This is a genomic window from Ramlibacter sp. bp-362, assembly GCF_054956735.1.
On sequence record NZ_JBUDXE010000011.1, the window covers coordinates 1 to 24,755 of the forward strand.

Annotated in this window: 25 protein-coding genes and 1 tRNA gene; 12 read left to right on the plus strand and 14 right to left on the minus strand. The window is 69.3% G+C overall.

Annotation, left to right across the window (positions count from 1 at the left end):
* Positions 1-193 precede the first annotated feature (193 nt).
* The 4 genes from pssA (at position 194) to pbpG (ending at position 5,619) form a co-directional block, all read left to right on the plus strand.
* Entirely contained in the window at positions 194-1,006 is an 813-nt protein-coding gene (gene pssA, locus ACY0MJ_RS16085; protein ID WP_462639522.1) for a CDP-diacylglycerol--serine O-phosphatidyltransferase, read from the plus strand.
* Between the two features lie 191 nt (positions 1,007-1,197).
* Positions 1,198-2,883 carry a 2-isopropylmalate synthase gene (leuA, locus tag ACY0MJ_RS16090; RefSeq protein WP_462639648.1) on the plus strand — a complete coding sequence of 562 codons (1,686 nt, stop codon included), beginning with the start codon at positions 1,198-1,200 and terminating at the stop codon, positions 2,881-2,883.
* Entirely contained in the window at positions 2,868-4,418 is a 1,551-nt protein-coding gene (locus tag ACY0MJ_RS16095; protein WP_462639523.1) for a 2-isopropylmalate synthase, read from the plus strand. The genes leuA and ACY0MJ_RS16095 overlap by 16 nt, the downstream gene beginning before the upstream one ends.
* 217 nt (positions 4,419-4,635) lie before the next feature.
* On the plus strand, positions 4,636-5,619 hold the full coding sequence (gene pbpG, locus ACY0MJ_RS16100) for a D-alanyl-D-alanine endopeptidase (protein WP_462639651.1): 984 nt from the start codon (positions 4,636-4,638) through the stop codon (positions 5,617-5,619).
* A 72-nt stretch (positions 5,620-5,691) separates the two neighbouring features.
* On the opposite strand, the gene ACY0MJ_RS16105 is transcribed toward pbpG, so the two are convergent.
* From ACY0MJ_RS16105 to ACY0MJ_RS16120, 4 genes are read right to left on the minus strand one after another with little or no spacing between them, the layout of a single operon-like run.
* Positions 5,692-6,489, minus strand: coding sequence for an IclR family transcriptional regulator (locus tag ACY0MJ_RS16105; RefSeq protein WP_462639524.1), 798 nt, complete (start codon positions 6,487-6,489; stop codon positions 5,692-5,694).
* A 24-nt stretch (positions 6,490-6,513) separates the two neighbouring features.
* On the minus strand, positions 6,514-7,269 hold the full coding sequence (locus tag ACY0MJ_RS16110; RefSeq protein WP_462639525.1) for an arginyltransferase: 756 nt from the start codon (positions 7,267-7,269) through the stop codon (positions 6,514-6,516).
* A complete protein-coding gene (gene aat / locus ACY0MJ_RS16115) occupies positions 7,266-8,012 on the minus strand; it encodes a leucyl/phenylalanyl-tRNA--protein transferase (RefSeq protein WP_462639526.1) in 747 nt (248 codons plus the stop codon). Before aat ends, ACY0MJ_RS16110 begins: the two co-directional genes overlap by 4 nt.
* Positions 8,013-8,035: 23 nt before the next feature.
* Complete coding sequence (locus ACY0MJ_RS16120) at positions 8,036-8,410, minus strand: PilZ domain-containing protein (RefSeq protein ID WP_462639527.1); 375 nt, start codon at positions 8,408-8,410, stop codon at positions 8,036-8,038.
* 191 nt (positions 8,411-8,601) lie between these two features.
* Here ACY0MJ_RS16120 and ACY0MJ_RS16125 point away from each other — a divergent pair, with 191 nt between their 5' ends.
* The 4 genes from ACY0MJ_RS16125 (at position 8,602) to ACY0MJ_RS16140 (ending at position 10,639) form a co-directional block, all read left to right on the plus strand.
* Positions 8,602-8,769, plus strand: coding sequence for a hypothetical protein (locus tag ACY0MJ_RS16125; RefSeq protein ID WP_462639528.1), 168 nt, complete (start codon positions 8,602-8,604; stop codon positions 8,767-8,769).
* 95 nt (positions 8,770-8,864) lie between these two features.
* Entirely contained in the window at positions 8,865-9,077 is a 213-nt protein-coding gene (locus ACY0MJ_RS16130) for a hypothetical protein (RefSeq protein ID WP_462639529.1), read from the plus strand.
* A gap of 65 nt (positions 9,078-9,142) precedes the next feature.
* On the plus strand, positions 9,143-9,574 hold the full coding sequence (locus tag ACY0MJ_RS16135; protein ID WP_462639530.1) for a DUF2946 family protein: 432 nt from the start codon (positions 9,143-9,145) through the stop codon (positions 9,572-9,574).
* Between the two features lie 51 nt (positions 9,575-9,625).
* The gene (locus tag ACY0MJ_RS16140; protein WP_462639531.1) at positions 9,626-10,639 is read left to right on the plus strand and encodes a transporter; all 1,014 of its coding nucleotides are present in this window, start codon (positions 9,626-9,628) and stop codon (positions 10,637-10,639) included.
* A gap of 30 nt (positions 10,640-10,669) precedes the next feature.
* On the opposite strand, the gene ACY0MJ_RS16145 is transcribed toward ACY0MJ_RS16140, so the two are convergent.
* From ACY0MJ_RS16145 to ACY0MJ_RS16175, 7 genes are all read right to left on the minus strand, one after another.
* Complete coding sequence (locus ACY0MJ_RS16145) at positions 10,670-11,767, minus strand: CaiB/BaiF CoA transferase family protein (RefSeq protein WP_462639532.1); 1,098 nt, start codon at positions 11,765-11,767, stop codon at positions 10,670-10,672.
* 4 nt (positions 11,768-11,771) lie between these two features.
* Entirely contained in the window at positions 11,772-12,743 is a 972-nt protein-coding gene (locus ACY0MJ_RS16150; RefSeq protein ID WP_462639533.1) for a Bug family tripartite tricarboxylate transporter substrate binding protein, read from the minus strand.
* Entirely contained in the window at positions 12,740-14,263 is a 1,524-nt protein-coding gene (locus ACY0MJ_RS16155; RefSeq protein ID WP_462639534.1) for an argininosuccinate lyase, read from the minus strand. Before ACY0MJ_RS16155 ends, ACY0MJ_RS16150 begins: the two co-directional genes overlap by 4 nt.
* Positions 14,260-15,237 carry a tripartite tricarboxylate transporter substrate binding protein gene (locus ACY0MJ_RS16160; protein WP_462639536.1) on the minus strand — a complete coding sequence of 326 codons (978 nt, stop codon included), beginning with the start codon at positions 15,235-15,237 and terminating at the stop codon, positions 14,260-14,262. The genes ACY0MJ_RS16155 and ACY0MJ_RS16160 overlap by 4 nt, the downstream gene beginning before the upstream one ends.
* The gene (locus ACY0MJ_RS16165) at positions 15,237-16,487 is read right to left on the minus strand and encodes a methylaspartate ammonia-lyase (protein WP_462639537.1); all 1,251 of its coding nucleotides are present in this window, start codon (positions 16,485-16,487) and stop codon (positions 15,237-15,239) included. The genes ACY0MJ_RS16160 and ACY0MJ_RS16165 overlap by 1 nt, the downstream gene beginning before the upstream one ends.
* Positions 16,488-16,584: 97 nt before the next feature.
* A complete protein-coding gene (locus tag ACY0MJ_RS16170) occupies positions 16,585-17,349 on the minus strand; it encodes an IclR family transcriptional regulator (protein WP_462639538.1) in 765 nt (254 codons plus the stop codon).
* Between the two features lie 35 nt (positions 17,350-17,384).
* Complete coding sequence (locus ACY0MJ_RS16175; RefSeq protein ID WP_462639539.1) at positions 17,385-18,092, minus strand: Crp/Fnr family transcriptional regulator; 708 nt, start codon at positions 18,090-18,092, stop codon at positions 17,385-17,387.
* A gap of 89 nt (positions 18,093-18,181) precedes the next feature.
* On the opposite strand from ACY0MJ_RS16175, the gene ACY0MJ_RS16180 reads away from it, so the two are divergent.
* The 4 genes from ACY0MJ_RS16180 to ACY0MJ_RS16195 are packed head-to-tail and all read left to right on the plus strand — an operon-like array spanning position 18,182 to position 23,014.
* Complete coding sequence (locus ACY0MJ_RS16180) at positions 18,182-19,408, plus strand: methylaspartate ammonia-lyase (protein ID WP_462639540.1); 1,227 nt, start codon at positions 18,182-18,184, stop codon at positions 19,406-19,408.
* 25 nt (positions 19,409-19,433) lie between these two features.
* A complete protein-coding gene (locus tag ACY0MJ_RS16185) occupies positions 19,434-20,402 on the plus strand; it encodes a tripartite tricarboxylate transporter substrate binding protein (protein ID WP_462639541.1) in 969 nt (322 codons plus the stop codon).
* A gap of 1 nt (position 20,403) precedes the next feature.
* On the plus strand, positions 20,404-21,780 hold the full coding sequence (locus tag ACY0MJ_RS16190; protein ID WP_462639542.1) for an MmgE/PrpD family protein: 1,377 nt from the start codon (positions 20,404-20,406) through the stop codon (positions 21,778-21,780).
* Between the two features lie 16 nt (positions 21,781-21,796).
* Positions 21,797-23,014, plus strand: a complete 1,218-nt coding sequence (locus tag ACY0MJ_RS16195; protein WP_462639543.1) for an MFS transporter — start codon at positions 21,797-21,799, stop codon at positions 23,012-23,014.
* Positions 23,015-23,067: 53 nt separating this feature from the next.
* On the opposite strand, the gene ACY0MJ_RS16200 is transcribed toward ACY0MJ_RS16195, so the two are convergent.
* From ACY0MJ_RS16200 to fdxA, 3 genes are all read right to left on the minus strand, one after another.
* A tRNA-Asn gene (locus ACY0MJ_RS16200) sits at positions 23,068-23,143 on the minus strand.
* A 67-nt stretch (positions 23,144-23,210) separates the two neighbouring features.
* Positions 23,211-24,326, minus strand: a complete 1,116-nt coding sequence (locus ACY0MJ_RS16205; RefSeq protein ID WP_462639544.1) for an NAD(P)/FAD-dependent oxidoreductase — start codon at positions 24,324-24,326, stop codon at positions 23,211-23,213.
* A 2-nt stretch (positions 24,327-24,328) separates the two neighbouring features.
* On the minus strand, positions 24,329-24,652 hold the full coding sequence (gene fdxA / locus ACY0MJ_RS16210) for a ferredoxin FdxA (protein WP_462639545.1): 324 nt from the start codon (positions 24,650-24,652) through the stop codon (positions 24,329-24,331).
* Positions 24,653-24,755 lie beyond the last annotated feature (103 nt).

Consider the following 24,755-nt stretch of genomic DNA (forward strand, 5'->3'; position numbering starts at 1 on the left):
TCCCGAGCTCAGTCCGCTTTTCCGTTGTGCCGGAACGACTTGGCGCACCCTGGCGGATTTATCCCGGACAGCAGTGCGCGGAGGCGGGGACCCAGAGCTTTGAAGGCGGCCCTGCGGGGCCGCTTTTCCTTTGGGTGCCCTGGGTCCCCGCCTCCGCGGGGATGACGGAAGGATCACCAATTACACTTACAGCATGCACGACGGACACGACGACGAACTGGCACCGGAAGGGGTGGTGGTGCGCAAGCGCCGCAAGGGCATCTACATCCTGCCCAACCTCTTCACCCTGGCCGCGTTGTTCGGCGGCTTCTACGCCATCGTCATGGCCATGAACGGCCGCTTCGACCTCGCGGCCGCGGGCGTCTTCAGCGCCATGGTGCTGGACAGCCTGGACGGGCGCGTCGCCCGCATGACCAACACGCAGAGCGCCTTCGGCGAGCAGATGGATTCGCTGTCGGACATGGTGTCCTTCGGCGCCGCGCCCGCGCTGATCGCCTACGAGTGGGCGCTCAAGGGCCTGGGGCGCTGGGGCTGGATCGCCGCCTTCGTCTACTGCGCCTGCGCCGCGCTGCGCCTCGCGCGCTTCAACGTCAACACGGGCGTGATCGACAAGCGCTACTTCCAGGGCCTGCCTTCGCCGGCGGCGGCGGCGCTGGTCATGGGCTTCATCTGGCTGATGACCGAGTACGGCGTCAAGCCCTACCAGGTCACCTGGGTCACCTTCGCCGTGGCGCTGTACGCGGGCCTCACCATGGTCACCAACGTGCCGTTCTACAGCTTCAAGGACATCCAGATGAAGAAGAGCGTGCCCTTCGCGGTGATCGTGCTGATCGCGCTGGGCATTGCGGTCATCAACATCTACCCGCCCGCGGTGCTGTTCGCCGTGTTCGTCGTCTACGGGCTCTCCGGCTACGCGGTCTACGGCTGGCGCAAGTACCGCGGCGAGCGCGCCAGCGTGATCAGCACGTCGACCGACGAACCCGAGGAAAGCGGGCTGCACCGCTAGCGTTGCCGCCGGCTTGTGTGCTACATTGATGGCCATGAACCGCATCGCGCTGGCCCTACTCCTATCCCCCCACGGGCGGAGACGGTAGCGCGCGCGCTTTTTTTCCCGGATCACGGCCCGTATGCACCAGCAGCGGGCCGTTTTCGTTTCGGGGCTGCTGGTCTATCCAACCCAGCGAGACCCCCATGCCGATGTTGAAGAACCCCGCCAGCAAGTACCGCCCCTTCGCCCCCGTGCGCCTGGCGGACCGCACCTGGCCGGACGCCGTGCTGACCCGGCCGCCCACCTGGTGCAGCGTGGACCTGCGCGACGGCAACCAGGCGCTGATCGAACCGATGGACATCCCGCGCAAGCTGCGCATGTTCGAGACGCTCGTGGCGATCGGCTTCAAGGAGATCGAGGTCGGCTTTCCCTCGGCCTCCCAGGTGGAGCACGACTTCGTGCGCAAGCTGATCGAGGAGGAGCTGATCCCGCGCGACGTGACCATCCAGGTGCTCACGCAGGCGCGCGAGGAGCTGATCCGCCGCACCTTCGAGTCGCTGCGCGGCGCCCGCCGGGCCATCGTGCACCTGTACAACGCCACGGCGCCGGTGATGCGCAAGGTGGTCCTGGGGCTGGATGAAGACGGGATCGTGCAGCTCGCGACCTCGCAGGCCCGCCTGTTCCAGGAGCTGGCCGCGCAGCAGCCGGAAACCGACTGGATCTTCCAGTACTCGCCCGAGATGTTCTCCGGGACCGAGCTGCCCTTCGCCAAGCGCGTGGTCGACGCGGTGACGGAGGTCTGGCGGCCGACGCCCGCGCGCAAGTGCATCGTCAACCTGCCGTCGACGGTGGAGCACTCCACGCCCAACATCTTCGCCGACATGATCGAGTGGATGCACCGCCACCTCGCGCGGCGCGACAGCATCGTGCTCTCGGTGCACCCGCACAACGACCGCGGCACGGGCACGGCGGCCGGCGAGTTCGCCGTGATGGCCGGCGCCGACCGGCTGGAAGGCTGCCTGTTCGGCAACGGCGAGCGCACCGGCAACCTGGACCTGGTGAACGTCGCCCTCAACCTGTACAGCCAGGGCGTGGACCCGGGCCTGGACTTCTCCGACATCGACGAGATCCGCCGCACGGTGGAGCACTGCAACCAGCTGCCCGTGCATCCGCGCCACCCCTACGTCGGCGACCTGGTCTACACCTCCTTCTCCGGCTCGCACCAGGACGCGATCCGCAAGGCGTTCGCCGCACGCAAGGAAGGCGACGCCTGGGACATGCCCTACCTGCCGATCGATCCCAAGGACCTGGGCCGCAGCTACGAGGCGGTGATCCGCGTCAACAGCCAGTCGGGCAAGGGCGGCATCGCCTACCTGCTGGAGGCGGAGTACGGCCTGGAGCTGCCGCGCCGCCTGCAGATCGAGTTCAGCCGCGTGGTGCAGGGCGTGATGGACGCCGACGGCAAGGAACTGGGCGCGGCCGACCTCTGGGCGCTGTTCGAGCGCGAGTACCGCGTGGGGCAGGCGAGCGTCGCGCACCAGCTCGGCGAATCCGGCCCGGACGGCACGGTGGCCGTGACGGCGCAGGTGCGCATCGGCGGGCAGGAGATCGCCGTGCGCGGCGCCGGCAACGGCCCCATCGACGCCTTCGTCCAGGGCCTGGCGCAGGCCACCGGCGAAAGCATCCGCGTGCTCGCTTACCATGAGCATGCGATCGACTCCGGCGCGAACGCCCGCGCCGTCGCCTACCTGGAGCTGCGCGTCGGCGACAGGACGCTCTACGGCGTGGGCATGGACGGCAACATCGTTTCGGCATCACTCAAGGCCATCGTCTCGGGCCTGCAGCGCGCCGGCATCGCCATCGAACAAGAGGAATCCACATGGCAGACCAACTGATCATCTTCGACACGACCCTGCGCGACGGCGAGCAGTCGCCCGGCGCCTCCATGACCAAGGACGAGAAGCTGCGCATCGCGCGCCAGCTCGAGCGCCTGAAGGTGGACGTGATCGAGGCGGGCTTCGCGGCCAGCTCCAACGGCGACTTCGAGGCGGTGACCGCCATCGCCAACGCGATCAAGGACTCGACGGTCTGCTCGCTGTCGCGCGCCAACGACCGCGACATCTCGCGCGCCGCCGAGGCGCTGAAGGGCGCGGCGCGGGCGCGCATCCACACCTTCATCGCCACCTCGCCGCTGCACATGGAGAAGAAGCTGCGGATGTCGCCCGAGCAGGTGCTGGAGCAGGCCCGGCTGTCGGTGCGGTTCGCCCGCAACCTGTGCGGCGACATCGAGTTCTCGCCCGAGGACGGCTACCGCAGCGACATGGACTTCCTCTGCCGCGTGCTGGAGGCGGTGATCGCCGAGGGGGCGACGACGATCAACGTGCCCGACACCGTCGGCTACGCCGTGCCCGAGCTGTACGGCAACTTCCTCAGGACGCTGCGCGAGCGCATCCCGAACTCCGACAAGGCGATCTGGTCGGTGCACTGCCACAACGACCTCGGCATGGCCGTGGCCAACTCGCTGGCGGGCGTGAAGATCGGCGGGGCCCGGCAGGTCGAGTGCACGATCAACGGGCTGGGCGAGCGCGCGGGCAACTGCTCGCTGGAAGAGATCGTCATGGCCGTGAAGACCCGCAGGGACTACTTCGGCCTGGACGTGAACATCGACACCAAGCACATCGTCGCCGCGAGCCGCATGGTCAGCCAGACCACCGGCTTCGTCGTGCAGCCGAACAAGGCGGTGGTGGGCGCCAATGCCTTCGCGCATGCGAGCGGCATCCACCAGGACGGCGTGCTGAAGGCGCGCGACACCTACGAGATCATGCGCGCCGAGGACGTCGGCTGGTCCGCCAACAAGATCGTGCTGGGCAAGCTGTCGGGCCGCAACGCCTTCAAGCAGCGCCTGCAGGAGCTGGGCGTGCACCTGGACAGCGAAGCCGAGATCAACGCCGCCTTCGCCAAGTTCAAGGAACTGGCCGACCGCAAGAGCGAGATCTTCGACGAGGACATCGTCGCCCTGGTGAGCGACGAGGCCGTCACGGCGGAGCAGGAAACCTACCGCCTTGTCTCCTTGCGGCAACACAGCGAGACCGGCGAGCGTCCGCACGCGGAGGTCGTGTTCACCGCCCAGGGCAAGGAGGTGCGGGGCGAAGCGGACGGCAACGGGCCGGTCGATGCGTCGCTGAAGGCGATCGAAAGCCACGTGAAGAGCGGCGCCGAGATGGTGCTGTATTCGGTCAACGCCATCAGCGGCTCCACCGAGAGCCAGGGCGAGGTGACGGTGCGGCTGCAGAACTCGGGGCGCGTGGTCAACGGCGTCGGCGCGGATCCGGACATCGTGGTCGCGTCGGCGAAAGCCTACCTCAGCGCGTTGAACAAGCTGCACAGCAAGGTGGAACGCGTGGCGGCGCAGGGCGGCGGCAACATCTAGGGTTTTCCCCTATTTCGCAGCTCGGCCGTGAGAATACGCTGCTAAGTCATTGATTTTTGTAAACAATGCCGCGCGAAGTACACGGCCGAAGTACACTCCGCGCCAAGGGTGTCAGCTGTCTCCTACACCCGGAGTGTCGTTGCCAGGAGTACCGAACTTGAACCGACTCGTACACACCTTCGCCGTGGGCCTGCTGGCCCTCGCGCTGGCGCCTGGCATGGCGCAGGCCGCCGGCCCAGCCAAGGGCGTGAAGAAGGAGGCCCGCACCACGGTGGTGAAGAAGGCGCGCGTCGGCAAGACCTACACCGCGGCGCGGCGTTCTTCGGTCACCACGCGGCACCGCTCCGTCGTCCGCGTGCCGGCCAAGCCCTCGTTCGGCCAGCTCGCGGGCCTGCACCAGACGCAGGACGAACTCGACCTGCGCTCCAGTGTCGCCCTGGTGATCGACCAGGACACGCGTGAGGTGCTCCTGAGCAAGAACGATTCGGCCGTGCTGCCCATCGCCTCCATCACCAAGCTGATGACGGGGCTGGTGATCAGCGAGGCCAAGCTTCCGATGGACGAGGCGATCACCATCACGCAGGAAGACGTGGACACCGAGAAGGGCAGCAGCTCGCGCCTGCGCGTGGGCACGACGCTCAGCCGCGGCGAGCTGATGCACCTGGCGCTGATGTCCAGCGAGAACCGCGCGGCGCACGCGCTGGGCCGCACCTATCCCGGCGGCCTGAGCGCCTTCGTCGAGGCCATGAACCAGCGCGCGCGGATGCTGGGCATGAACGACACGAAGTACGTCGAGCCGACCGGCCTTTCCAGCAACAACCAGTCGAGCGCGCAGGACCTCGCGCGGCTGGTCGCCACCGCCTCGCAGGACCCGATGCTGCGCGAGCTGTCCACCTCGCCGGGGCACCAGGTCGAGGTCGGCAACCGCACCCTGCAGTTCAACAACACCAACCGGCTGGTGAAGAACCCGGCCTGGGACATCGGCCTGCAGAAGACCGGCTACATCCGCGAAGCGGGCCAGTGCCTGGTGATGCAGGCGCGCGTCGCCGGCCGCAAGCTGATCATGGTGTTCCTCGACTCCGCCGGCAAGCTGAGCCGCATCGCCGACGCCGAGCGCGTGCGCAAGTGGGTCGAGACGCACGCGCCCCACGGCGTGCCGCTGTCCAACGGCAACACGCTGATCAAGCAGGTCAACGGGTAACGCCTTCGGCGGAGGTGAAAACAAGGCCCCTGACGGGGCCTTGTCCGCTGGTGGAGCTCGCATGCGCGAGCTTCAGGCAGCAAGCTTCTGGGTGGGAGGCTTGTAGCCGAGCGCCGCGGAGATCTCGCTGGCCGTGGCCTGCAGCTTCTGCAGCCAGTTCTCGTCCAGCCGGTCCGCCGGCGCGGAGATCGACAGGCCGGCCACCAGGCGGGACTGGTCGTCGTAGATGCCGGCGGCCATGCAGCGCACGCCCAGCTCCAGTTCCTCGTTGTCGCGCGCCAGGCCGTACTGGCGCGCCTTGGCCAGCTCGCGCTCCAGCGCGGCCAGCTGCGTGATGCTGTTGCGCGTGTGGCCGGCGAGGCCCGTGCGCGTGGCATAGGCGCGCACGCGCTGCGGGTCTTCGGCCGCCAGGAACAGCTTGCCGGTGGAGGTGAGGTGCAGCGGGGCGCGGCCGCCGATGGCGCGCACCACCTGCATGCCCGAGCGTTCGCTGTACGCGCGCTCGACGTAGACGATCTCGTCGCCCTGGCGCACGCTCAGGTTCACCGGCTGCTGGATCTGCCGGTGCAGCTCGCGCATGGGCGCCAGCGCCGCGTCGCGCACGTTCAGGCGCGCCTTCACCAGGTTGCCGAGTTCCAGCAGGCGCATGCCCAGCCGGTAGCTGCCGGCCTCGGGACGGTCGACGAAGCGGCCGGTGGCGAGGTCGTTGAGGATGCGGTGCGTGGTGGACGGATGCAGGCCCGTCTTCTCGCTGATCTCCTTGAGCGAGATCGCCTCCTCGCGGGAGGCGAGCACGTCGATCAGCGCGAACATGCGCTCGATCACCTGGATGGTGGGCGTGGCCGGAGCCTGGGAGTCTTTTTGTCGCATGAGCGGATGTCCTTGCCGCCCATTTTATCTTGTGAAACGGTTCCGTGCTCCGGCGCGCCACTGTCCGTCCACCAGCACCTCGTGCGGATGGAAGCGGGCCTTGTAGTTCATCTTGGGGCTTTCCTCGATCCAGTAGCCCAGGTACACGTGCGGCAGCTTCAGGCGGCGCGCCTGGTCCACCTGCCACAGCACGCTGTAGGTGCCGTAGCTGGCGGACGGGTCGGGCTCGTAGAACGTGTACACGGCGGAGATCCCGTCGTTGAGCACGTCGAGGATGGAGACCATGCGCAGCGGTCCGGGCGCGCCGTTGGGCAGCTTCTCGCGGAACTCCACCAGGCGCGAGTTCACCCGGCTTTGCAGCAGGAACTGCGTGTACTGGTCGATGCTGTCGTGGTCCATGCCGCCGCCCGCGTGGCGGCCGGTCTGGTAGCGCAGGTACAGGTGGTAGTGCTCGGGGACGAAGCACAGCTTCAGCACGCGCGCCTGCAGGTCCGCGTGCTGCGTCCAGGCGCGCCGCTGGCTGCGGCTGGCGCGGAAGCCGTCGACCAGCACGCGCAGCGGCACGCAGGCGCGGCAGCCGTCGCAGTAGGGCCGGTACGTGAACATCCCGCTGCGGCGGAAGCCGCCGACCACGAGGTCCGAGTAGGCGTCGTTGTGGATCAGGTGGCTGGGCGTCGCCACCTGGGAGCGGGCCTGCTTGCCCGGCAGGTAGCTGCACGGATACGGCGCGGTCGCATAGAACTGCAGCGTCTGGAGCGGGAGGTCCTTGAGGTGCGTCACGCTTGGCTGGGAGGCGGCAGGATTGCTTTCCAGTATACGGGCTCGAACTGCCACGGTGCGGGGCTGCGGCGCGCCTGCGCGCGCGCATGCTGCACAAATTCCGCCCTGGGGATCTCGCGCGCGCCCAGCGAGGCGAGGTGCCGCGTGTTCTGCTGGCAGTCGATCAGGGCGATGCCCGCGTGGCGCGCCCAGGCGACCAGCGCCGCGAGCGCGATCTTGGAGGCGTCGGGCACGCGCGTGAACATCGACTCGCCGAAGACGGCACGGCCGACGACGACGCAATAGAGCCCGCCGGCCAGGCGCCCGTCGATCCAGGTCTCGACGCTGTGCGCGTGGCCGGCGCGGTGGAAGTCCCGGTAGGCCGAGACCATGGCCGGCACGATCCACGTGCCGGACTGCCCCGGCCGCTCGCTGGTGGCGCAGGCGCGGATCACCGCGTCGAAGTCGCCGTCGAAGCGGATCTCGCAGCGCGGGTCGGCCGCGAAGCGCGTGACGGTCTTGCGCAGCGAGCGGTGCAGCCTGAATTCGTCGGTGAACAGCACCATGCGCGGATCGGTGCTCCACCACAGGATGGGCTGGCCTTCGCTGAACCAGGGGAAGATGCCGCGCGCGTAGGCCCGCTGCAGGGTGTCCACGTCCAGCGCGCCGCCGGCGGCGAGCAGGCCCGGTGCGGGCTGCTGATCGTCCCAGGCCTGCTCGGGGTCGGGGAACGGGTCGCCGGGTTGGAGCCAGGGCAGGTGCATCGGCTCCGATTGTGCCGCGCCGCTCACTCCACGCGACGCAGGTGGGGCCGCCCCGCGGCGGGCTCGCCGCCGACCGCCACTTCCTCCAGCCGCGATTGCGGCGTGAGCCGCGCGCCGATCGTGTAGCCCGCGCCGTCGGCCGTGCTGCGCACCACTTCCGCCTGGCAGCGCAGCGGGTACTGGTGGCCGTCGAGGAGGTACTCGATGACGACTTCGATCCGCGCGCCCGGGGCGTAGGGCCGGTCGGCGCGGAAGGACAGGCCGCTCGTGCTCAGGTCCTGCGTGGTGCCGCCGCGGCCGTCGATGCTGACGGGCATCGCCGCGGCGAAGCGCTCGGCCTGCCGCCGCTCGGCGCCGGTGCGCAGCGGTACCGGGATCGTGGGATCGTCGCTGGTCATCGTCGCCTCCTCGCCGCCCAAGGTATCGCTGAGGCGGGTTGTCCGTGTAGGCGTGCTTCCCGCGACGCCGTCGGACGCGTGCGTGCAGCGTGCCCGGCAGAGGCCCGCCGACGCGAGGGGAAGGATTTCTCCCACAAAGACCCGTCGCGGCGGCTCCCAGCATCGCCCTTCGTCGTCGAAGGAGCCGCCCCATGCCGCAGGACACCCGCGAAGCCCATGCCGACAACGCGCCGATCTTCCTGGCGTGGGGAATGCCGGTGGAAACGAACCAGGGTTTCCTCGACGGGTTCGCGCTGTGGCTCAGCGGCGGAGCGTCCCTCCTGCTCTGGACCGCGCTCGCCTTCGTGCTGACCGCCTGACGCTCGCCGCGGGGAACATTCCCGCTTGCCGCGCCGCGGGCTGCCCTGGCGGTAGTGTTGCGCGCCCGTCTGTGCCAAACTGGGGGCGTCCTGCCATGATGCGCGCCTCCTCCTTCCCTTCCGATCCACGCCACCGGCTGCTGCCCGAGGGGCGGCGCTGGGGTTTCGGTGCGCGCAGCGTGGTGCCCTATCTCTCCGCCGCGCAGGATGCGCGGCCGGGAACGGACGACGAACTCCTGGCATCCATTCGCAACCCGGTGTTCCCGCAGATGGCGGACGCGCTGCGGGCCTTGCGGCACCGCCAGTAGACCCAGGTCAACAGGCGGGCATCGCGGGCGGGCATACTGCGGCCCGGACAACGACGATGCACGGCTTGCGCAACTTCCGCGGATTCGGCCGGCTCCTGGCGGGCTGGCTGCTGCTGTGGTTCCTCGCGATGGCGGTCGTCACGCCGCCGGCCTTGCAGGAAGTGGCACCCGCGGTCCCGCTCGCGAGTGCGGCCGCGGACGGTGCGGATGAGGCTTGCGGATCGCACGCGCATGAAGCGCGAGCCCACGCGCACGACGCCGATCCCAGGCTGCATGCACACGCCGGCGATGCCGCCGATGCGCATGGCGGCCACGCGGCGGGATCGGCCGTGCACTGTCCGCTGTGCCTGCACTCGGCCGCCCCGCCGCAGTCCGCGGCGATGCAGCCGGCGCGGGACGACGCGCCCGGCCTGCGGGTCGCCGCGGCGGATGCTCCGGCGCCGCGGGTGCGCAGCGCGGCGCCACCGCCGGGCCGTGGTCCGCCCTTCTACTCCTGAGCGCCCCCCGCCGCCCCGCGGCGGCCCTTTCATCGCCATCAGGAGATCCACGTGCATCCGATCCAAGGAGCGGCCACTGCGGCACGCTCGCCTTCGTCCCTGCGGAACCAGCTGTTCCGCGCTTCGTCCGCCCTCGTGCTCGCCGCCGGCTGCGCCGGCGCGGCCCACGCGAGCTGCGGGTCCGCCTTCTGCGCCATCAACACCGACTGGGGCGCCGGCACCACCGGCCTCACCGAGGGCAGCACGCTCGACGTGCGCTACGAGAACATCCGGCAGGCGCAGCCGCGCAGCGGCTCGCGCAAGGTGGGCGTCGGCGAGGTTCCCAGCCACCACGACGAGGTCCACACGTTCAACCAGAACCTGGTGGCGACCTACAGCCAGACCTGGGCCTCGGGCTGGGGCCTCTCGGCCACGCTGCCTTTCGTGGACCGCGACCACCTGCACATCCACAACCACCACGGCGCGCAGTTGCGGGAGCAATGGAACTTCCGCGAGCTGGGCGACATGCGGCTGACCGGCCGCTACCAGCGCGCCCTGGAAGGCCCGGACGCCACGCCGCGCACGGCCGGCGTGTTCCTTGGCCTGAAGCTGCCCACCGGCCGCACGGACAAGGCGAACGGCAACGGCGACGAGGCCGAGCGCAGCCTGCAGCCCGGCTCGGGCACGACCGACCTGCTGGCCGGCGCGATCTTCCACCAGCAGGTCGCCGCGAGCGGCGCCGCGTGGTTCGCGCAGGTGCAGCTGCAGCAGCCCCTGAACTCGCACGACGGCTTCCGTCCGGGCGCGCAGCTCGGGCTCGACCTCGGCTACGCGCACCCGTTCACGCAGCGGCTGTCGGGTCTCGTGCAGGTCAACGCACTGGCCAAGCGCCGCGACCGCGGCGCCAACGCGGAGCCGGACGACAGCGGCGGCCGCTTCCTGTTCCTGAGCCCGGGCCTGAGCTACAAGCTCGGGGAGCGGTTCCTGGTGTATGCGTACTACCAGCAGCCGCTGTACCAGCACGTCAACGGGGTGCAGCTGACGGCGGACCGGGCGGTGGTGGTGGGGGTGTCGACGCGGTTCTGAGCGCGGCCCGGCCGCGCGGCCGGCGCGGGGTCACCGTTCGCCCAAGCCTGGGGCCGGCGGGAAACTCGGCCGATCCCATTCCGTGATGTAGGGCACGGCGGGAACGTGCACGGTCCTGCCGCGGACCGCCATGGGCCGGGTACGGAACTGTGGATGGTCCTGCAGGTCGTCGACCGAATTGATGGTCCCGTAGGCCGTCTGCGCGCGGCTGAGACGGGCGACGGCCTCGGCATAACCCAGGCGGCTGAACGTGGCGGCGACGCGGGCATCCAATTCCTCGCGATGGGACGTCCGTAGGCGGTTGCTCGCGTAGCGCGGGTCTTTTGCGAGGCCGGGATCCTCCAGCACGACGGCACAGAAGTTCACCCACTCCCGTTCGTTCTGGATCGAGATCACGATCTCCCGGTGGTCCGCGCAGGTGAATGCGCCGTAAGGGGCGATGCTCGGGTGCTTCAGGCCGACGCGCTGCGGCGCGGATGCTCCATACCGTGCCTGCAGGTAGGGAACGGCCATGAGTTCCGCCGCGGAATCGAACAGCGAGACCTGCACCCGGCTGCCCTGGCCCGTGCGCATCCGTTGCACCAGCGCCTGCTGGATGCCGATCAGGGCATTCATGCCGGCCGCGATGTCGCAGATGGAGACCCCGATGCGACCCCAGGGACCCGGCGCGCCGCTGACGGCGACCAGTCCGCTCTCGGCCTGGACCAGCAGGTCGTAGGCCTTCAGGTCCTTGAGCGGCCCGCTTTCGCCATAGCCGCTGATGTCGCAGGTGACCAGGCGCGGGTACTGCGCGCGAAGCGCCTCCGACCCGAAGCCCAGGCGGGCCGCGGCGCCAGGGGCCAGGTTCTGCAGGAAGACGTCGGCGCCGGCGACGAGCTCCTGCAACTGGTCGCCGTCTGACTCGCGACGCAGATCGAGGACGTGCGACTCCTTGCCGCGATTGGTCCACACGAAGTACGAGGACTCGCCGTGTACCGCCGTGTCGTAGCCTCGCGCGAAGTCGCCTTCGGGCCGCTCGATCTTGATGACCCGCGCCCCGGCATCCGCCAACCGCGACGAACACCAGGGCGCCGCGACCGCCTGCTCCAGGGCGACGACGACGATCCCGTCGAAGGGCTTCGCGTCCATCACCTCACTGGTCCAGCTTCACATTGGCGGAGCGGACCACCTTCGTCCATTTCGCGACCTCGCCGGCAATCAACTGGCCGAACTGCTCGGGCGTCCCGGTCTCGACGTCGAAGCCCTTCTTGCCCAGGTGGGCCCGGGTTTCCTGCGACTGCAGCACCTTGTTCAGTTCGGCGTTCAGGCGCGCGACGATCTCGGGCGGCGTGCCGGCGGGCGCGAGCAGGCCATACCACGTGCTCACGTCATAGCCCGGCACACCGCTTTCCGCGATCGTCGGCAGGTCCGGCAGCGTCGACACCCGGCGCGCGCTGGTCACGGCCAGGGCCCGTACGCGGCCCGCCTTCACCTGCGGCAGCAGGGGCGGCAGCGTGTTGAAGACGAGCTGCACCTGGCCGCCGATCAGGTCCGCGTTGGCGGGCGACGCGCCCTTGTAGGGGATGTGGTGCATCTTCACGCCGGCCAGCAGGTCGAACAGTTCGCCGGCGAGGTGCGGCGAGCCGCCAATTCCGCTGGACCCATAGCTCAGCTTGTCGGGCGAGGCTTTCGCGAGAGCGATCAGTTCCTTCACGTTGCGCGCCGGGACCGAGGGGTGCACGGCGAGGATGTGTGCCGTCGTCGCCATCTGCCCGACCGGCGCGAAGTCCTTGACGCAGTCGTAGGGCAGGTTCGGATACAGCGGCTGGTTGATCGCGTTCGGGCCGATGTTGCCCAGCAGCAGCGTGTAGCCGTCCGGCGCCGCCTTGGCGACGGCATCGGTCCCTATGATGCCGTTCGCCCCGGGCTTGTTCTCGACGACGATGGTCTGTCCGAGCGCTTCACCGAGCTTGTCGGAGACGGCGCGTGCCAACAGGTCGGCGCCGCCGCCGGGCGGGTAGGGCACCACGAGCTTGATGGGGCGGGAGGGATAGCTTCCCTGCGCCGCCGCCACGGCAGCGGCGAATGAAAGGGCCAGGGCGGCCAGCAGCCGAAGGGTTTTCATGCGCTTGTCTCCTTGTCGAGTGTGATGGCGCGGGCGCGCGCCAGCAGTTCCGCGTCCGCCCTGGCCTGGGCGTCCAGCAGCGAAGCGAGTTCCTGCTCGTCGCGGGCGAGCCCGTCGCGCCAGCGCTGGACGAGCAGCCGGGTCTGGTCGGGTTCGGCGCTGCCGCTCGAGGCGAGGCGGCCGAGAAAGAGCCTGCTGTCCGCCGCGGCGGACAGTTCGGCATCGTTCATTGCGAGGTCGTGCCCCAGGAAGTGCTGCGCGGCTTCGCGCAGGTCGGCCGTCCGAAGGGTCTCCTCGCCGCGATCGATGGCCTTGCGAACCGCGAAGCCCACGATCTCGTGCGCAGTGCGGAACGGGACGCCGGCGCTGCGCACGATGGTGTTCGCCACCTCCGAGGCGGTGACGAAGCCGCCGGCCGCGAGCTGGGCCATGCGCGCCTCGTCCACTTGCAGGTCGCGCAGCATGGCTTCCATCAGTTCCGCCGCGTCGGTCGCCATCTGCAGGCTGCCATTGATCGCTTCGAAGCCGTGGTTGATCAGGCTGTGCGGCCAGTCCTCGTTCCGGGCAAACTGGTAGACCGCGGCCAGGTGGCCGGCCACGGCCTCGGCGAAGAACTTCACCGTCTCCAGCGGCTCGGGATTGCGCTTTTGCGGCAGGTAGGTGCTCGCGGTGGCGAACGCATCGGACAACTGCACCATCCCGAATTCGCGCGTGTGCCACAGGACGAAATTGCACGCCAGGCGCGACGCGTTGCTGCAGAAGAGGGCGGCATGCGAGACAGGCTCAATCATGTAGTCCCAGGCATAGACCGCGTCGCCGGCCGAGGGGACCGGTCCGCGGTGCGCGAGCAGACGCGCCGTGAGCTCGCGGTCCACCGCCACGCTCGTGCCGACGCCGTTAGCGCTCCCGAGCGGTGACTGGTCGTGGCGGCGCACGCATTCCCACATCCGCGCGAAGTCCTTCTCGAACCAGGCGGCGAAGCGGCCGAGGAAGTGCCCGAGCGACATCACCTGCGACTGCTGGTAGTGGGTGTAGGCAGGCATGGCCGTGGCCGCGTGGCGCTCGACGAGGTCCAGCAGCGTGCGCCGCAGCGGCAGTTGCGCCGCGAGCAGCCGCACGCTCTTGGTCCGGAGCTTCAGGCGCATGGCCGCCGGGATGACGTCGCCGCGGGAGCGGCCCAATTGCAGGAAGCCCGCCACTTCGTGGCCGAGCCGCTGCGTCGCCGCGGCCTCGATCTGCGGATAAAGGTCGCCCCCTTGGGGGCGCACGGGCACGGCCTCAGGCCCGCCTTCGCGGATCTCGAGGAGGTAGGCGGCCAGCGCCGCCGCGACGTCGGGCGCGACGAGGCGCCGCTCGTGCAGCATGACGACGTGCGCGAGGTTGACGCGCGACATCGCGTCGAAGAGGTCGCGGTGCTCGGGCCGCGCGGCCTCCTTGGTGGCGAAGACCAGCTTGCGGACGATTTCGGCGGGCTCGCTGCGGAGAATGCCGCCGACGCCCAGGGTGGAGGATGCGCTCATTGGGTGGCGATCCCTCCGTTGGAACTGGAGACGACCTTGGCCCACTTGTCGAGTTCCGCCTCCACCATGCCTTCGAATTCGCGCGCGCTGCGCGGCTCGACCACCAAACCGAGGTGCGCCAGCTTCCTGCGCACCTCCGGGTCCTGCAGCGTCACCGCCATCGCGTCGTGCACCTTGCGCAGCACGGCGGGCGGAGTCTTCGCCACGCCCCAGAGTCCCAGCCAGATGTCGGCTTCGTAGCCGGGTGCGACCTCTGCGAGCGTCGGCAGCTCCGGCAAGGCCTGCAGGCGCTTCGCGGAAGTGACCGCCACCGCTTTCAGCTGGCCCGATCCCAGGAAGCCCTGCACCGTGGGCAGGCTGGCGTACGCCATCGAAAGCGTGCCGCCGACGACATCGGCCAGCGCCGGCGCGATGCCCTTGTAGGGCACGTGCAGAACGTCGATGCCGGCCATGCGGTTGAACATCTCTCCGAACAGGTGGTTCGGAGAGCCGTTGCCGGCGGAGCCGAACTGCAGGCCCCTGGGCCTGGCCCGCGCGGCCGCGACAAGTTCCTGCACGGAGTTCACGCCGAGCTTCGGGTTGACCACGACGACGGTCGGAATGAGCCCGATGTACGAGACCGGCTGGAAGTCCTTCCGCGGGTCGTAGGGCGTGCTCTTGTGGACGGCCGAGATGATGGCGAACTGGTTGCTGGACATGAGCAAGGTGTACCCGTCCGGGGCGGCGCGCGCGACGAACTGGTTGCCGAGGATGCCACCCGCGCCCGCCTTGTTCTCGATGACGATCGGCTGGCCCAGCGTGTCCGCCAGCTTCTTCTGGAGCACGCGTGCGACCAGGTCGGTGCCGCCGCCGGCGCCCGTGGGGATGACCAGCGTGATCGGCTTGTTCGGATAGTCCTGCGCCAGGACACCTGTGCAGGCGAAGGCTGCGGCGGCAGCGAGCAGCGCGCGGCGGCTGCGGGAAACAAGATCCATCATGCGGCCTCCTGATAGCGGCTGGCGTCGACGCGGGTGGAATAGGAACGGATCGCGCGCGCCATCTCGTTGGTCACGATCATCACGCCCTCGTCCACGCCCAGCCCGGGCTTGTCGAGGAATTCGGTCGGCTGCACCACAAGCGCGAGGTGCGAGGACACGCGCGCGGAAATGTCGGTTTCGTTGCAGCTGCCGCCGAGGTAGATGCCGACGCCACCGGCCGTGCACTTCATGCAGGCCATGACGGTGTTGTCGACGCCGCCGAGGTCCGGCATCTTGATCTGGATCAGGTCGCAGCAGCCGCTGTCGACGAAGTCGTCCACGTCGGTGCGCGTGTTGCACCATTCGTCCGCGATCAGCCGGATGCGCGAGCCGGCGCGCGGCAGGGCCCGGCGCAGTTCGCGCATTACGCGGATCTGCTCCTTCTTGTTTCCGGCGTCGAGCGGATCCTCGAACAGCACGGGGTGCGGGCCGCTCGCCTCCTCCACCTGCTTCAGGTAGCGGATCGCCTCGTCGATATCGTCCCCGACCTTCAGGCTCAGCAGGCCGTGCAGGTCGTAGTGCAGCGTCGGCTGGTAGCCGGCTGCGCCCACGTCGCGCACGCGCTGCGCGATCCAGGCGGCATAGCGCGGCAATTCCTCGAGCTGGTCGAGGCGCACCATGGCCGTCTGCGGGAAGAAGGGCAGCTTGCGCAGGATCGCCTTGTCGACGTTCTCGTACCAGCTGCCGCCACAGGATCCGAGCAGCGGCGCCGGGCGGCGGGCGAGCTTCAGTCCGAATTCGTCGGCCAGCACTTCCGCCATCGTGATGCGGCGGTGTGCGGCGACGGCCTGCAGCAGGATCTGCGACAGGCCGTAGCGCAGGGCCATGTGCAGCCCCTTGCCCTGGATCTCCATGCTGTCCAGGCGGCGGGCGTTCTCGCGGAAGCGCGCCAGGTCGCAGCCCTGCAACCATTCGCGCAGCGGTCCTTCGGCGAGCGACACGAGGTCGGCGGGCCGGGGCGCGCCTTCGCGTCCCGAGCGGAACGCGTGGTTCACGGTCGCGCAGTCGCCATGGATTTCCCGGCCGTCGTCCGCCACCGCGGTGAGCAGGACGGTGGAGCTCACCTGGATGATGCTGTCGAAGCCGGGGGTGACGGGCTGGCCGCGATAGATGAACCCATCGCGCTCGGCGCCCCGGGCGATCGCCTCCTGGTCGCGCCAGTAGTAGCCGCCGATTCCCTCGCTGGCGTAGAGACCGGAAATCTTCATGGACTGCATCCTTGCCGTGGTTGGAACCCGGCGAAGTCTGCGAGTCGCCCTCCGTTTAGTCAATAAACGGATTACAAAACCCGTTCAATGGAATTAGTCAGCCGCCCACGAGCGCCCGGGTGATGGCCGCGGATTCCTCCATCAGCAGCTTGCCCAGCGCGGCTTCCTTGCCGCGCGGATAGCGCACTTCCGGGATGGTCAGCGAGAGGCAGCCGAGGACTCGGCCGCCCATGCCGAAGATCGGCGCGGACACGCCGGACGCTCCCGCGATCTTCTCGCCGCGCTTGTTGATGGAGTACCCGTTCGCCCGGATGTTCTCCATCTCCTTCTTCAGTTCGCGCGCCGACAGTGGCGGCTTGCCCGTGGGCGAACGCTCGGCGGCGCGGCCCAGCTCCTCCGCCAGCCCGGGTTCCAGGAAGGCGAGAATGGAGCGGCCCGAGGCGCCCCAGAGGATGGACACCGGTTCGTGCAGCGCGATGCGGTAGCGCAGCGGCAGCGGCGACTCCACGTGGGCGGCGAACAGCACCGTGTGGTCGTGCTCGCGCAGCACGCCCAGCGCGCAGCCCTCGTTGGTCTTCGCCACGATGCGCTGCAGTGCCGGCATGGCGACGCGGACGATGTCGACCCGGCTGGAGATCAGCGCCCCGAGCCGGTACATGGCGGGGCCGAAGTCGTATCGGCGCGACTCGCCCGCGCGCTGCAGGAATCCCAGCCCCACGAGCTGCTGCACCAGTCGGTGCGCGGTGCTCTGGGGCAGTTTCAGCTCCTCACCCACCGCCTTGACGCTGATCTCGCCATCCACAGAGGCGATGAACGAGAGCAGGCGCAAGGTGCGTTCAACGGTACCGCGATCATTCTCCATGCGCGCGATTATCGGCACGGAAGAGGAGAGTCCGCTCAGGCCCCCGCTTCGTCCTGCGCGAAGCGCAGCATCTTCCCGGTGTCGGGGATCACGATGCGGCGCCTGTGCCGCTGGATCAGCCCCTGGTCCTCGAACAGCTTGAGCGACAGCACGATCCAGGTCCGGCTGACGCCCACCATGCGCGCCAGATCCTCTTGGGTGATGCCTTCGATCTCGCGCCCATCGGCCGGTCCGCAGGCGCGGTCGCCGGCCAGCGAGACGAGGATGCGCGCCAGCCGCACGCGTGCCGATTCGACGACCAGTGCTTCGGTGCGCGCGAAGCTTTCCATCGCGGTGGTCGCCAGCAACCGTGCCACGCCGGCGCCGAGCCCCGGCAGGGTGTGCATCAGGTCGAGGAACACCGCGGCCGGCATGAACTGCAGGGTAGAGGTGTCGATTGTTTCCGCCGACGTGTCGCGACGCCTGCGTGCCACCAGCGCCGCCAGGCCGATGCTCGTGCCGCCCACGCAGACGGCCTGCGTGAACGTCTGCCCCTGCGCGGAAGTCTGGTAGACGCGCACGCGGCCGCTTTCCACGATCACCAGCCGGTCGCTTGGCTCGCCTTGGCGGAAGACCTGGCTGCCCGGCGGCAGCACCATGCTGCTCATGCGCCCGGCCAGCGCCGCGCGGTCCCCCGCGCTCAGCGCACCGAGGACCATGTGCCATTTCGGCACCGCGGTGAATCCGGCATCCGCCTGGGCCATGGCGCAACTGTAAATGCGCCAACGCTCAGTGGTTAGCAGAAGGCCGCGCCCCCGCTGCCTAGACTCCGCGGCATTCCCAGGAGGCACGAATGGCGAAAGAGTTGAAAACGACGTTCCGCATCGAGAGTTTCGGCATGGTCGAGGGCATCGGCGGGTTCTGGATCGCTGACCAGGAGGCGGTGCAGGCCGGCGCGCAGGCCGACGGATTCTTCTTCAAGGGAAAGACCACCAGTCCCTTGTTCGAATCCATCCGGTCCCCGAGCGTGGCGTACTGCATCGCGCTGCGCCTGCAGGACGGTCAGCGCGCCTACGGCGACTGCATGACCGTGGCCAACCTGGGCCTGGGCGGGCGGCCCGACCCGCTGCGTTCGGACGCGCTGCCCGAGATCCGGCGCCGCCTGCTCGAGCAGTTCGAAGGCCGCACCTTCAACGGCTTCCGCGACGCCTGCGCGCTGCTGGAGGACTGGCCCGAGGCGTTCGGCGGACGGCCGGTCGCCTACGGACTGTCGCAGGCCTTCCTGAACGCGGCCGCCCTGTCCAGCGGCATGACGCCGGCCGACGTGCTGCGCCACGAGTACGGGATCACCCGTACCTACGACCGCCCCGGTTTCGCCGCATCCTGCGGACCCGACTGGTACAAGAACGCCGACAAGGCGATCGCCCGCCGGGTGGCCATGCTGCCCCACGCCGCCATGCAGACGTCGGACGAATGTCAGCGGCTGCCGGAGTACTGCAGCTGGATCGTGCAGCGCATCGGTGAGCTCGGCTCGACCGGCTACCGCCCCGACCTGCACTTCGACTTCCACGCCTCGCTCGGGCGCATGCTGGGCAACGATGAGGACAGGGTCGTCGACTACCTCGCCGACGTGGTGCGGCGGGCGCAGGGCTTCCAGGTGTATTTCGAGGATCCGCTGTTCGCGCAAAGCGCGCCCGAGGCGGCCGAACGCGCGGCCCGACTGCGCCGCCGGCTGGAGCAGAGCGGGCTGGATTGCCGCCTGATCGCGGACGAATGGGCCAACGCGCCGGGCGAGATGGAGCTGTTCACCCGCGACCAGGCGGTGCACGGCATCCAGATCAAGGTGCCGGACAACGGCTCGCTCACCACCACCATCGAAGGCCTGCGCCTGTGCCAGAAGGACGGGGTGCTCGCCTACCTGGGCGGCAGCTGCAACGAGACCGACATCTCCGTGCGCACGACGGTGCACGTGGGACTCGCGTTCGGCGCCTGGCGCCTGTTCACCAAGCCGGGCCTCGGCGTCGACGAGGGCCTGATGATCCTGACCAATGAACTGAACCGGGCCGAAGCCGGTCTTTGATCCACCCCCAAAAGAGGAGACAAGCATGCGTCATTCCATCCGATTCCTGGCAGCCGCCGCGCTGCTGTGCGCCACCACCGCGTTCGCGCAAGCGGCGTACCCGTCGCAGCGCATCACGATCGTGGTGCCCTTCCCGCCGGGCGCCGCCACCGACACCCTGGCGCGCACCGTCGCCAAGAAGCTGTCGGAGAACTGGAACCAGACCGTGGTCGTGGAAAACAAGGCGGGCGCCACCGGCGGCATCGGCGCGCAGTACGTCGCCCGGTCCGCCCCGGACGGCTACACGCTGCTGATGGCGACCAGCAGCAGCCACACGATGGGGCCGCAGATGATGAAGAAGCCCATGTTCGACCCGATCAAGGACTTCAAGCCGGTGAGCCTGGTGGCCTGGTCGCCGAACGTGCTGGTGGTCAACCCGAAGGTGCCGGCCGACTCCGTGGGCAAGCTGATCGCTCTGGCGAAGGCTGAACCCGGCAAGCTCAACTACGCCTCCTCGGGCAGCGGAAGCTCCATCCACCTGGCCGGCGCGCTGTTCGAGAAGCTGGCCGGCGTGCAGATGAAGCACGTGCCCTACCGCGGCGCCGGTCCGGCGCTCGCGGACCTCCTGGGCGGCCAGGTCGACTTGATGTTCGACACGGTGGCGCAGTCGCTGCCGCACATCAAGGCCGGCAAGCTCAAGGCGCTGGGCGTCACCACCACGAGCCGCTCGAGCTCGTTGCCCGACGTGCCCACCATTGCCGAAGCAGGCCTGCCCGGCTATGAAATGTCCGCCTGGATCGGCCTGATCGCACCGGCCGGCACCCCCGACGCCGTCGTGCAGAAGGTGCAGGCCGAGGTCGCCAGGATCGTCAAGGCGCAGGACGTCATCTCCGCGTTGCAGCCCCTGGGCCTCGAACTGGTGGGCGGCACGCCGCAGGACTTCAGCGACCTGATCCGCAAGGAGATGACGGGTTACGCGAAGATCTTCCGCGAAGCGGGCATCGCACAGGAGTGACATGAGCAAGCGCAGCGACGTCCCGGGCCGGGAGGGCCTCACGCGCACCCTGGTGCGGCGATCCATGCAGGCGAGCTACGAGGAACTGCCCGCCGACGTGCGCACGGTCGCGGCGCAGTGCGTTCTGGATTGGCTGGGCGTGAGCCTGGCGGCCGTCGATGAAGCGGGCCCCCGCCTGCTGCTGGTGGAACTGGCAGCGCGCGGCGGCACGCCGGAGGCCACCGTCCTCGGAAGCGACTTGCGCCTGCCGGCGCTCTCTGCCGCCGAGTACAACGGCACGCTCGGCCACACGCTCGACTACGACGACGTGCACATCGCGATCACCGGGCACGCCACCGCGGTGATCCTCCCTGCGCTGCTGGCCCTTGCGCAGCAGCGACGCACGGCCAGCGGCGCGCAGCTCCTTGCCGCCCTGGTGGCTGGCTGCGAGATGGTTTGCCGCGTCGGGAAGCTGATCGCGCCCAGTCATTACGACCGCGGCTTCCATTCCACGTCCACGGCGGGCTCGCTTGGCGCCGCCGTGGCGTGCGCGCACCTCGCCGGCTTGTCCGAGGATGCGGCGTGCGTCGCGCTGGGCCTCGCCGCCACCCAGGCGAGCGGGCTCAAGGCGATGTTCGGCAGCATGGGCAAGCCCTGGCACGCCGGCCTGGCCGCTCGCAATGGTCTCATGGCCGCGGCGATGACGGCACGCGGCTTCACGGGTCCGGCGGACATCCTCGAGCATCCGCAGGGCTTCGCCGGTGCCTACAGTGGTGACTTCCACGCCGATGCGGCATTGGAGGAACCCGAGGGCGGCTGGCACTTGCGCAATACCTTGTTCAAGTTCCACGCGTCCTGCTACGGCACCAGCGCCTGCATGGACGCCTTGTTCGAACTGCAACGGGACGAGGGCTTTGCCGTGGAAGACGTGGAAAGCGTGCGCGTGACGGTCCACGGCAGCTCCGCCACGGTCTGCAACATCCCCGCGCCGACGACGGACACCGAGGCCAAGTTCAGCCTGCGGGCCTGCGCGGCCATGACGCTGGCGGGACTCGACACCTCCGTGCCGCAGACCTTCAGCACCGAGAGCCTTGCGCAGCCGCAGGTGCGTCGGCTCGTTCCGCGGGTGGCCGTCGATTTCAGTGACGCGCTGCCGAGGATGGCGAGCGAGGTCCGCGTGACGCTGCGCGACGGCCGCCAGCACGCTGCCTTCCATGATGCGGGCGTGCCCATGCCGGACCTCGCTGGGCAGCAGGACAAGGTGGAGCGCAAGTTCCACGCGATCGCAGGGCGTGTGTTCGGGGCGGACCGCTCGCGGGGCGTCGCCCTCGCCGTGCAGCGGCTGGGCGACACCTCGGTCGAGCCGCTCACGTCGGCCTTGCGCGCCTGCACCCGCTGAGGGCATGCTCCACGCCGTGAACGACCTCGTCCCGCCACGGCGCATCCTCCCCGCGATCATCTTCTGCCAGGTTGCCGGCACCAGCCTCTGGTTCAGCGGCAACGCGATCGTCGGCCCCCTGCAGGCGCTGCTCGGCGCCGCGCCCTCGCTGGCCGGCTGGCTGACGTCGGCGGCGCAGCTCGGATTCGTCGTCGGCACGCTGGCCTTCACGCTGGGGCGCATCGCCGACCGGTTCTCGCCACGGCGCCTGTTCACGGCATGCTGCGTGCTCGGGGCGGCGCTGAACCTCGGCATCCTGCTCGCGCCCGGGGCCGGCGGCGCGGGCATCGCGGTGCTGCTGGGGCTGCGCGTCGCCACGGGCTTCGTGCTGGCGGGCATCTATCCGGTGGGCATGAAGATCGCCTCCGGCTGGTACCGCGGCGGACTCGGCAGGGCGCTCGGCCTGCTGGTCGGAGCACTCGTTGTCGGCACGGCGCTGCCGCATGGCGCGGTGGCCGTGCTGCATGGCCTGCCGTGGGAGGCGACGGTGATCGTCTCCAGCGCACTCGCGGCCTGCGGGGCGCTCGCGATGTTCGCGCTGGTCCCGGACGGCCCCTATCTCGCGCCGCGCGCCGCGCCCGGGGCGCGGCGCGCGCGAGGCCGCCTGTTCGCGAACGCACAGGTGCGCGCGAGCGCGCTGGGCTACTTCGGGCACATGTGGGAGCTCTACACCTTCTGGACCTTCGTGCCCCTCATCCTCGCCGCCTATGCGCGCAGCGAAGGCATGGACCTGTCCGTGCCCGCCTGGTCCTTCCTCGTCATCGCCAGCGGCGCGATCGGCAGCGCCGCCGGCGGGCACTGGAGCCAGCGCGTGGGCAGCGCGCGGGTGGCCTTCGCGCAGCTGTGCGTGTCCGGACTGTGCTGCCTGCTGCTGCCCTGGGCCTTCCACTGGCCGCCGGGGCTGTTCCTGGCGATGCTGCTGGTCTGGGGTATCACCGTGGTGGGCGATTCGCCTCAGTTCTCCACGCTGGCGGCGCGGCATGCGCCGGCCGAGGACGTCGGCTCGGTGCTCATGGCCATCAACTGCACGGGCTTCGCGCTGACAATCGCGAGCATCGCGGCGACCAACTGGCTGCTGCAGGTCTTGCCTGTGCAGTGGCTGTTCGTGCCGGTGGCGCTGGGGCCGCTGCTGGGGCTGTGGTCGTTCCGGAAGATGGTGTCCGCGGAGCGGAGCCTGCAGCCCGCGGCGACCTGAGGGCGGACAAGGAAAAGGGGCCTGGTCTCGCGACCAGGCCCCTTCTTGTTGGGTGGCTCCCCGACCTGGGCTCGAACCAGGGACCTACGGATTAACAGTCCGGCGCTCTACCGACTGAGCTATCGGGGAACAAGCCTTAGATTATAGCGTGGGTTTGGCGGCCTTCCGCGGCCGCCCCCATCCCATCAGCAAAGCGTCAGTCGAACACCGGCGTCTCGACGCCCAGCACCTTGTGCAGCTTGGGGCTGGTGGTCGTGTACTGCAGGTGGATCTTGCCCTTCTCGGGGAAGATGATGGGCGCGGCGCCGAAGGCGGCCAGCGCGCATTCGTGGAAGCCCGACAGGATCAGCTTCTTCTTGCCCGGGTAGGTGTTGATGTCGCCCACGGCGAAGATGCCCGGCACGCTGGTCGAGAACTTCTCCGTGTCCACCTTCAGCTGCTTGCGCTCGATGTCCAGGCCCCAGTCGGCGATCGGGCCGAGCTTGGGCGAGAGGCCGAAGAAGACCAGCAGCACGTCCGCGGGCACGACGCGCGTCACGCCGTCCGAGCCGGTCACCTTGGCGCCGGTGAGCTTGCCGTCCTTCTCCTCGTAGCCCGTCACCTGGCCGACCACGAACTGCATCTCCATCTGCTCGCACAGCTCGTGCATGCGCGCCACCGAGGCGGGCGCCGCGCGGAAGCCGTCGCGGCGGTGCACCAGGATCACGCTCTCGGCCTTGTGCGCGTTGCCGTCCTCGTTGCCGGCGCAGAAGTTGAGCGACCAGTCCAGCGCGGAGTCGCCGCCGCCCACCACCAGCAGGTTCTTGCCGGCGAAGTCGGCGGGGTTGCGCACGCGGTAGAACAGCTGCGACCCTTCGAACTTTTCGAGGCCGTCGACCTTCAGCGTGCGCGGCTCGAAGGCGCCCACGCCGGCGGCGATGAAGATGGTCTTGGTCAGGAAGCGCGTGCCCTTGGACGTCTCCACGAAGAAGCGGCCGTCGTCCTGCTTCTGCACGACCGTCACCGTCTGGCCCAGGTGGAAGGTGGCGCCGAAGGGCTCGATCTGCTTGAGCAGCGCGTCCGTCAGTTCCTTGCCGGTGCACACCGGGATCGCCGGGATGTCGTAGATCGGCTTGTCGGGGTAGAGCTCGATCGGCTGGCCCCCCGGGTAGGCGAGCGAGTCGATCACGTGGGCCTTGATCTCGAGCAGCCCGAGCTCGAACACCTGGAACAACCCCACGGGGCCGGCGCCGATGATGACCGCATCGGTCTCGATCGGTCCGTCATGGGCGGCGGCGGTCTTGATCACTTCCTGGTTCAGCTGTGGTTCCATATTCACTTGACCAGCTCGGACAACTTGCCCGGCTTGTCCTTCCATTCCTCGGCATCCGGCAGGGCCGGCTTGCGTTTCGTGATGCTCTTCCAGCCGGGCGCGAGGTCCGCGTTCAGCTGGATGAAGCCGACCTGGTCGGCCGGCACGTCCTCTTCCGCGTAGATCGCGTTGACCGGGCATTCGGGGATGCACACGGCGCAGTCGATGCACTCGTCCGGGTCGATGACCAGCATGTTCGGCCCCTCGCGGAAGCAGTCCACGGGGCAGACATCCACGCAGTCGGTGTACTTGCAGCGGATACAGGATTCGGTGACGACGTGGGTCATTGTTGTGCCGAGGGTTCGGGGGAAACCCTCGATTTTATGGATTTCTCATTCTGCCCCGCTGCCCGAGGGTGGCGAGGGCGCGACGGCGCCAGGGTTGCGCTGG

What these genes read in the sequence shown, in the direction of transcription:
- pssA (WP_462639522.1), top strand. Translation starts at nt 194, where the DNA reads ATGCACGACGGACACGACGACGAACTGGCACCGGAAGGGGTGGTGGTG.
- leuA (WP_462639648.1), top strand. Translation starts at nt 1,198, where the DNA reads ATGTTGAAGAACCCCGCCAGCAAGTACCGCCCCTTCGCCCCCGTGCGC.
- ACY0MJ_RS16095 (WP_462639523.1), top strand. Translation starts at nt 2,868, where the DNA reads ATGGCAGACCAACTGATCATCTTCGACACGACCCTGCGCGACGGCGAG.
- pbpG (WP_462639651.1), top strand. Translation starts at nt 4,636, where the DNA reads ATGGCGCAGGCCGCCGGCCCAGCCAAGGGCGTGAAGAAGGAGGCCCGC.
- ACY0MJ_RS16105 (WP_462639524.1), bottom strand. Translation starts at nt 6,489, where the DNA reads ATGCGACAAAAAGACTCCCAGGCTCCGGCCACGCCCACCATCCAGGTG.
- aat (WP_462639526.1), bottom strand. Translation starts at nt 8,012, where the DNA reads ATGCACCTGCCCTGGCTCCAACCCGGCGACCCGTTCCCCGACCCCGAG.
- ACY0MJ_RS16120 (WP_462639527.1), bottom strand. Translation starts at nt 8,410, where the DNA reads ATGACCAGCGACGATCCCACGATCCCGGTACCGCTGCGCACCGGCGCC.
- ACY0MJ_RS16125 (WP_462639528.1), top strand. Translation starts at nt 8,602, where the DNA reads ATGCCGCAGGACACCCGCGAAGCCCATGCCGACAACGCGCCGATCTTC.
- ACY0MJ_RS16130 (WP_462639529.1), top strand. Translation starts at nt 8,865, where the DNA reads ATGATGCGCGCCTCCTCCTTCCCTTCCGATCCACGCCACCGGCTGCTG.
- ACY0MJ_RS16145 (WP_462639532.1), bottom strand. Translation starts at nt 11,767, where the DNA reads ATGGACGCGAAGCCCTTCGACGGGATCGTCGTCGTCGCCCTGGAGCAG.
- ACY0MJ_RS16150 (WP_462639533.1), bottom strand. Translation starts at nt 12,743, where the DNA reads ATGAAAACCCTTCGGCTGCTGGCCGCCCTGGCCCTTTCATTCGCCGCT.
- ACY0MJ_RS16155 (WP_462639534.1), bottom strand. Translation starts at nt 14,263, where the DNA reads ATGAGCGCATCCTCCACCCTGGGCGTCGGCGGCATTCTCCGCAGCGAG.
- ACY0MJ_RS16160 (WP_462639536.1), bottom strand. Translation starts at nt 15,237, where the DNA reads ATGGATCTTGTTTCCCGCAGCCGCCGCGCGCTGCTCGCTGCCGCCGCA.
- ACY0MJ_RS16165 (WP_462639537.1), bottom strand. Translation starts at nt 16,487, where the DNA reads ATGAAGATTTCCGGTCTCTACGCCAGCGAGGGAATCGGCGGCTACTAC.
- ACY0MJ_RS16170 (WP_462639538.1), bottom strand. Translation starts at nt 17,349, where the DNA reads ATGGAGAATGATCGCGGTACCGTTGAACGCACCTTGCGCCTGCTCTCG.
- ACY0MJ_RS16175 (WP_462639539.1), bottom strand. Translation starts at nt 18,092, where the DNA reads ATGGCCCAGGCGGATGCCGGATTCACCGCGGTGCCGAAATGGCACATG.
- ACY0MJ_RS16180 (WP_462639540.1), top strand. Translation starts at nt 18,182, where the DNA reads ATGGCGAAAGAGTTGAAAACGACGTTCCGCATCGAGAGTTTCGGCATG.
- ACY0MJ_RS16185 (WP_462639541.1), top strand. Translation starts at nt 19,434, where the DNA reads ATGCGTCATTCCATCCGATTCCTGGCAGCCGCCGCGCTGCTGTGCGCC.
- ACY0MJ_RS16190 (WP_462639542.1), top strand. Translation starts at nt 20,404, where the DNA reads ATGAGCAAGCGCAGCGACGTCCCGGGCCGGGAGGGCCTCACGCGCACC.
- ACY0MJ_RS16205 (WP_462639544.1), bottom strand. Translation starts at nt 24,326, where the DNA reads ATGGAACCACAGCTGAACCAGGAAGTGATCAAGACCGCCGCCGCCCAT.
- fdxA (WP_462639545.1), bottom strand. Translation starts at nt 24,652, where the DNA reads ATGACCCACGTCGTCACCGAATCCTGTATCCGCTGCAAGTACACCGAC.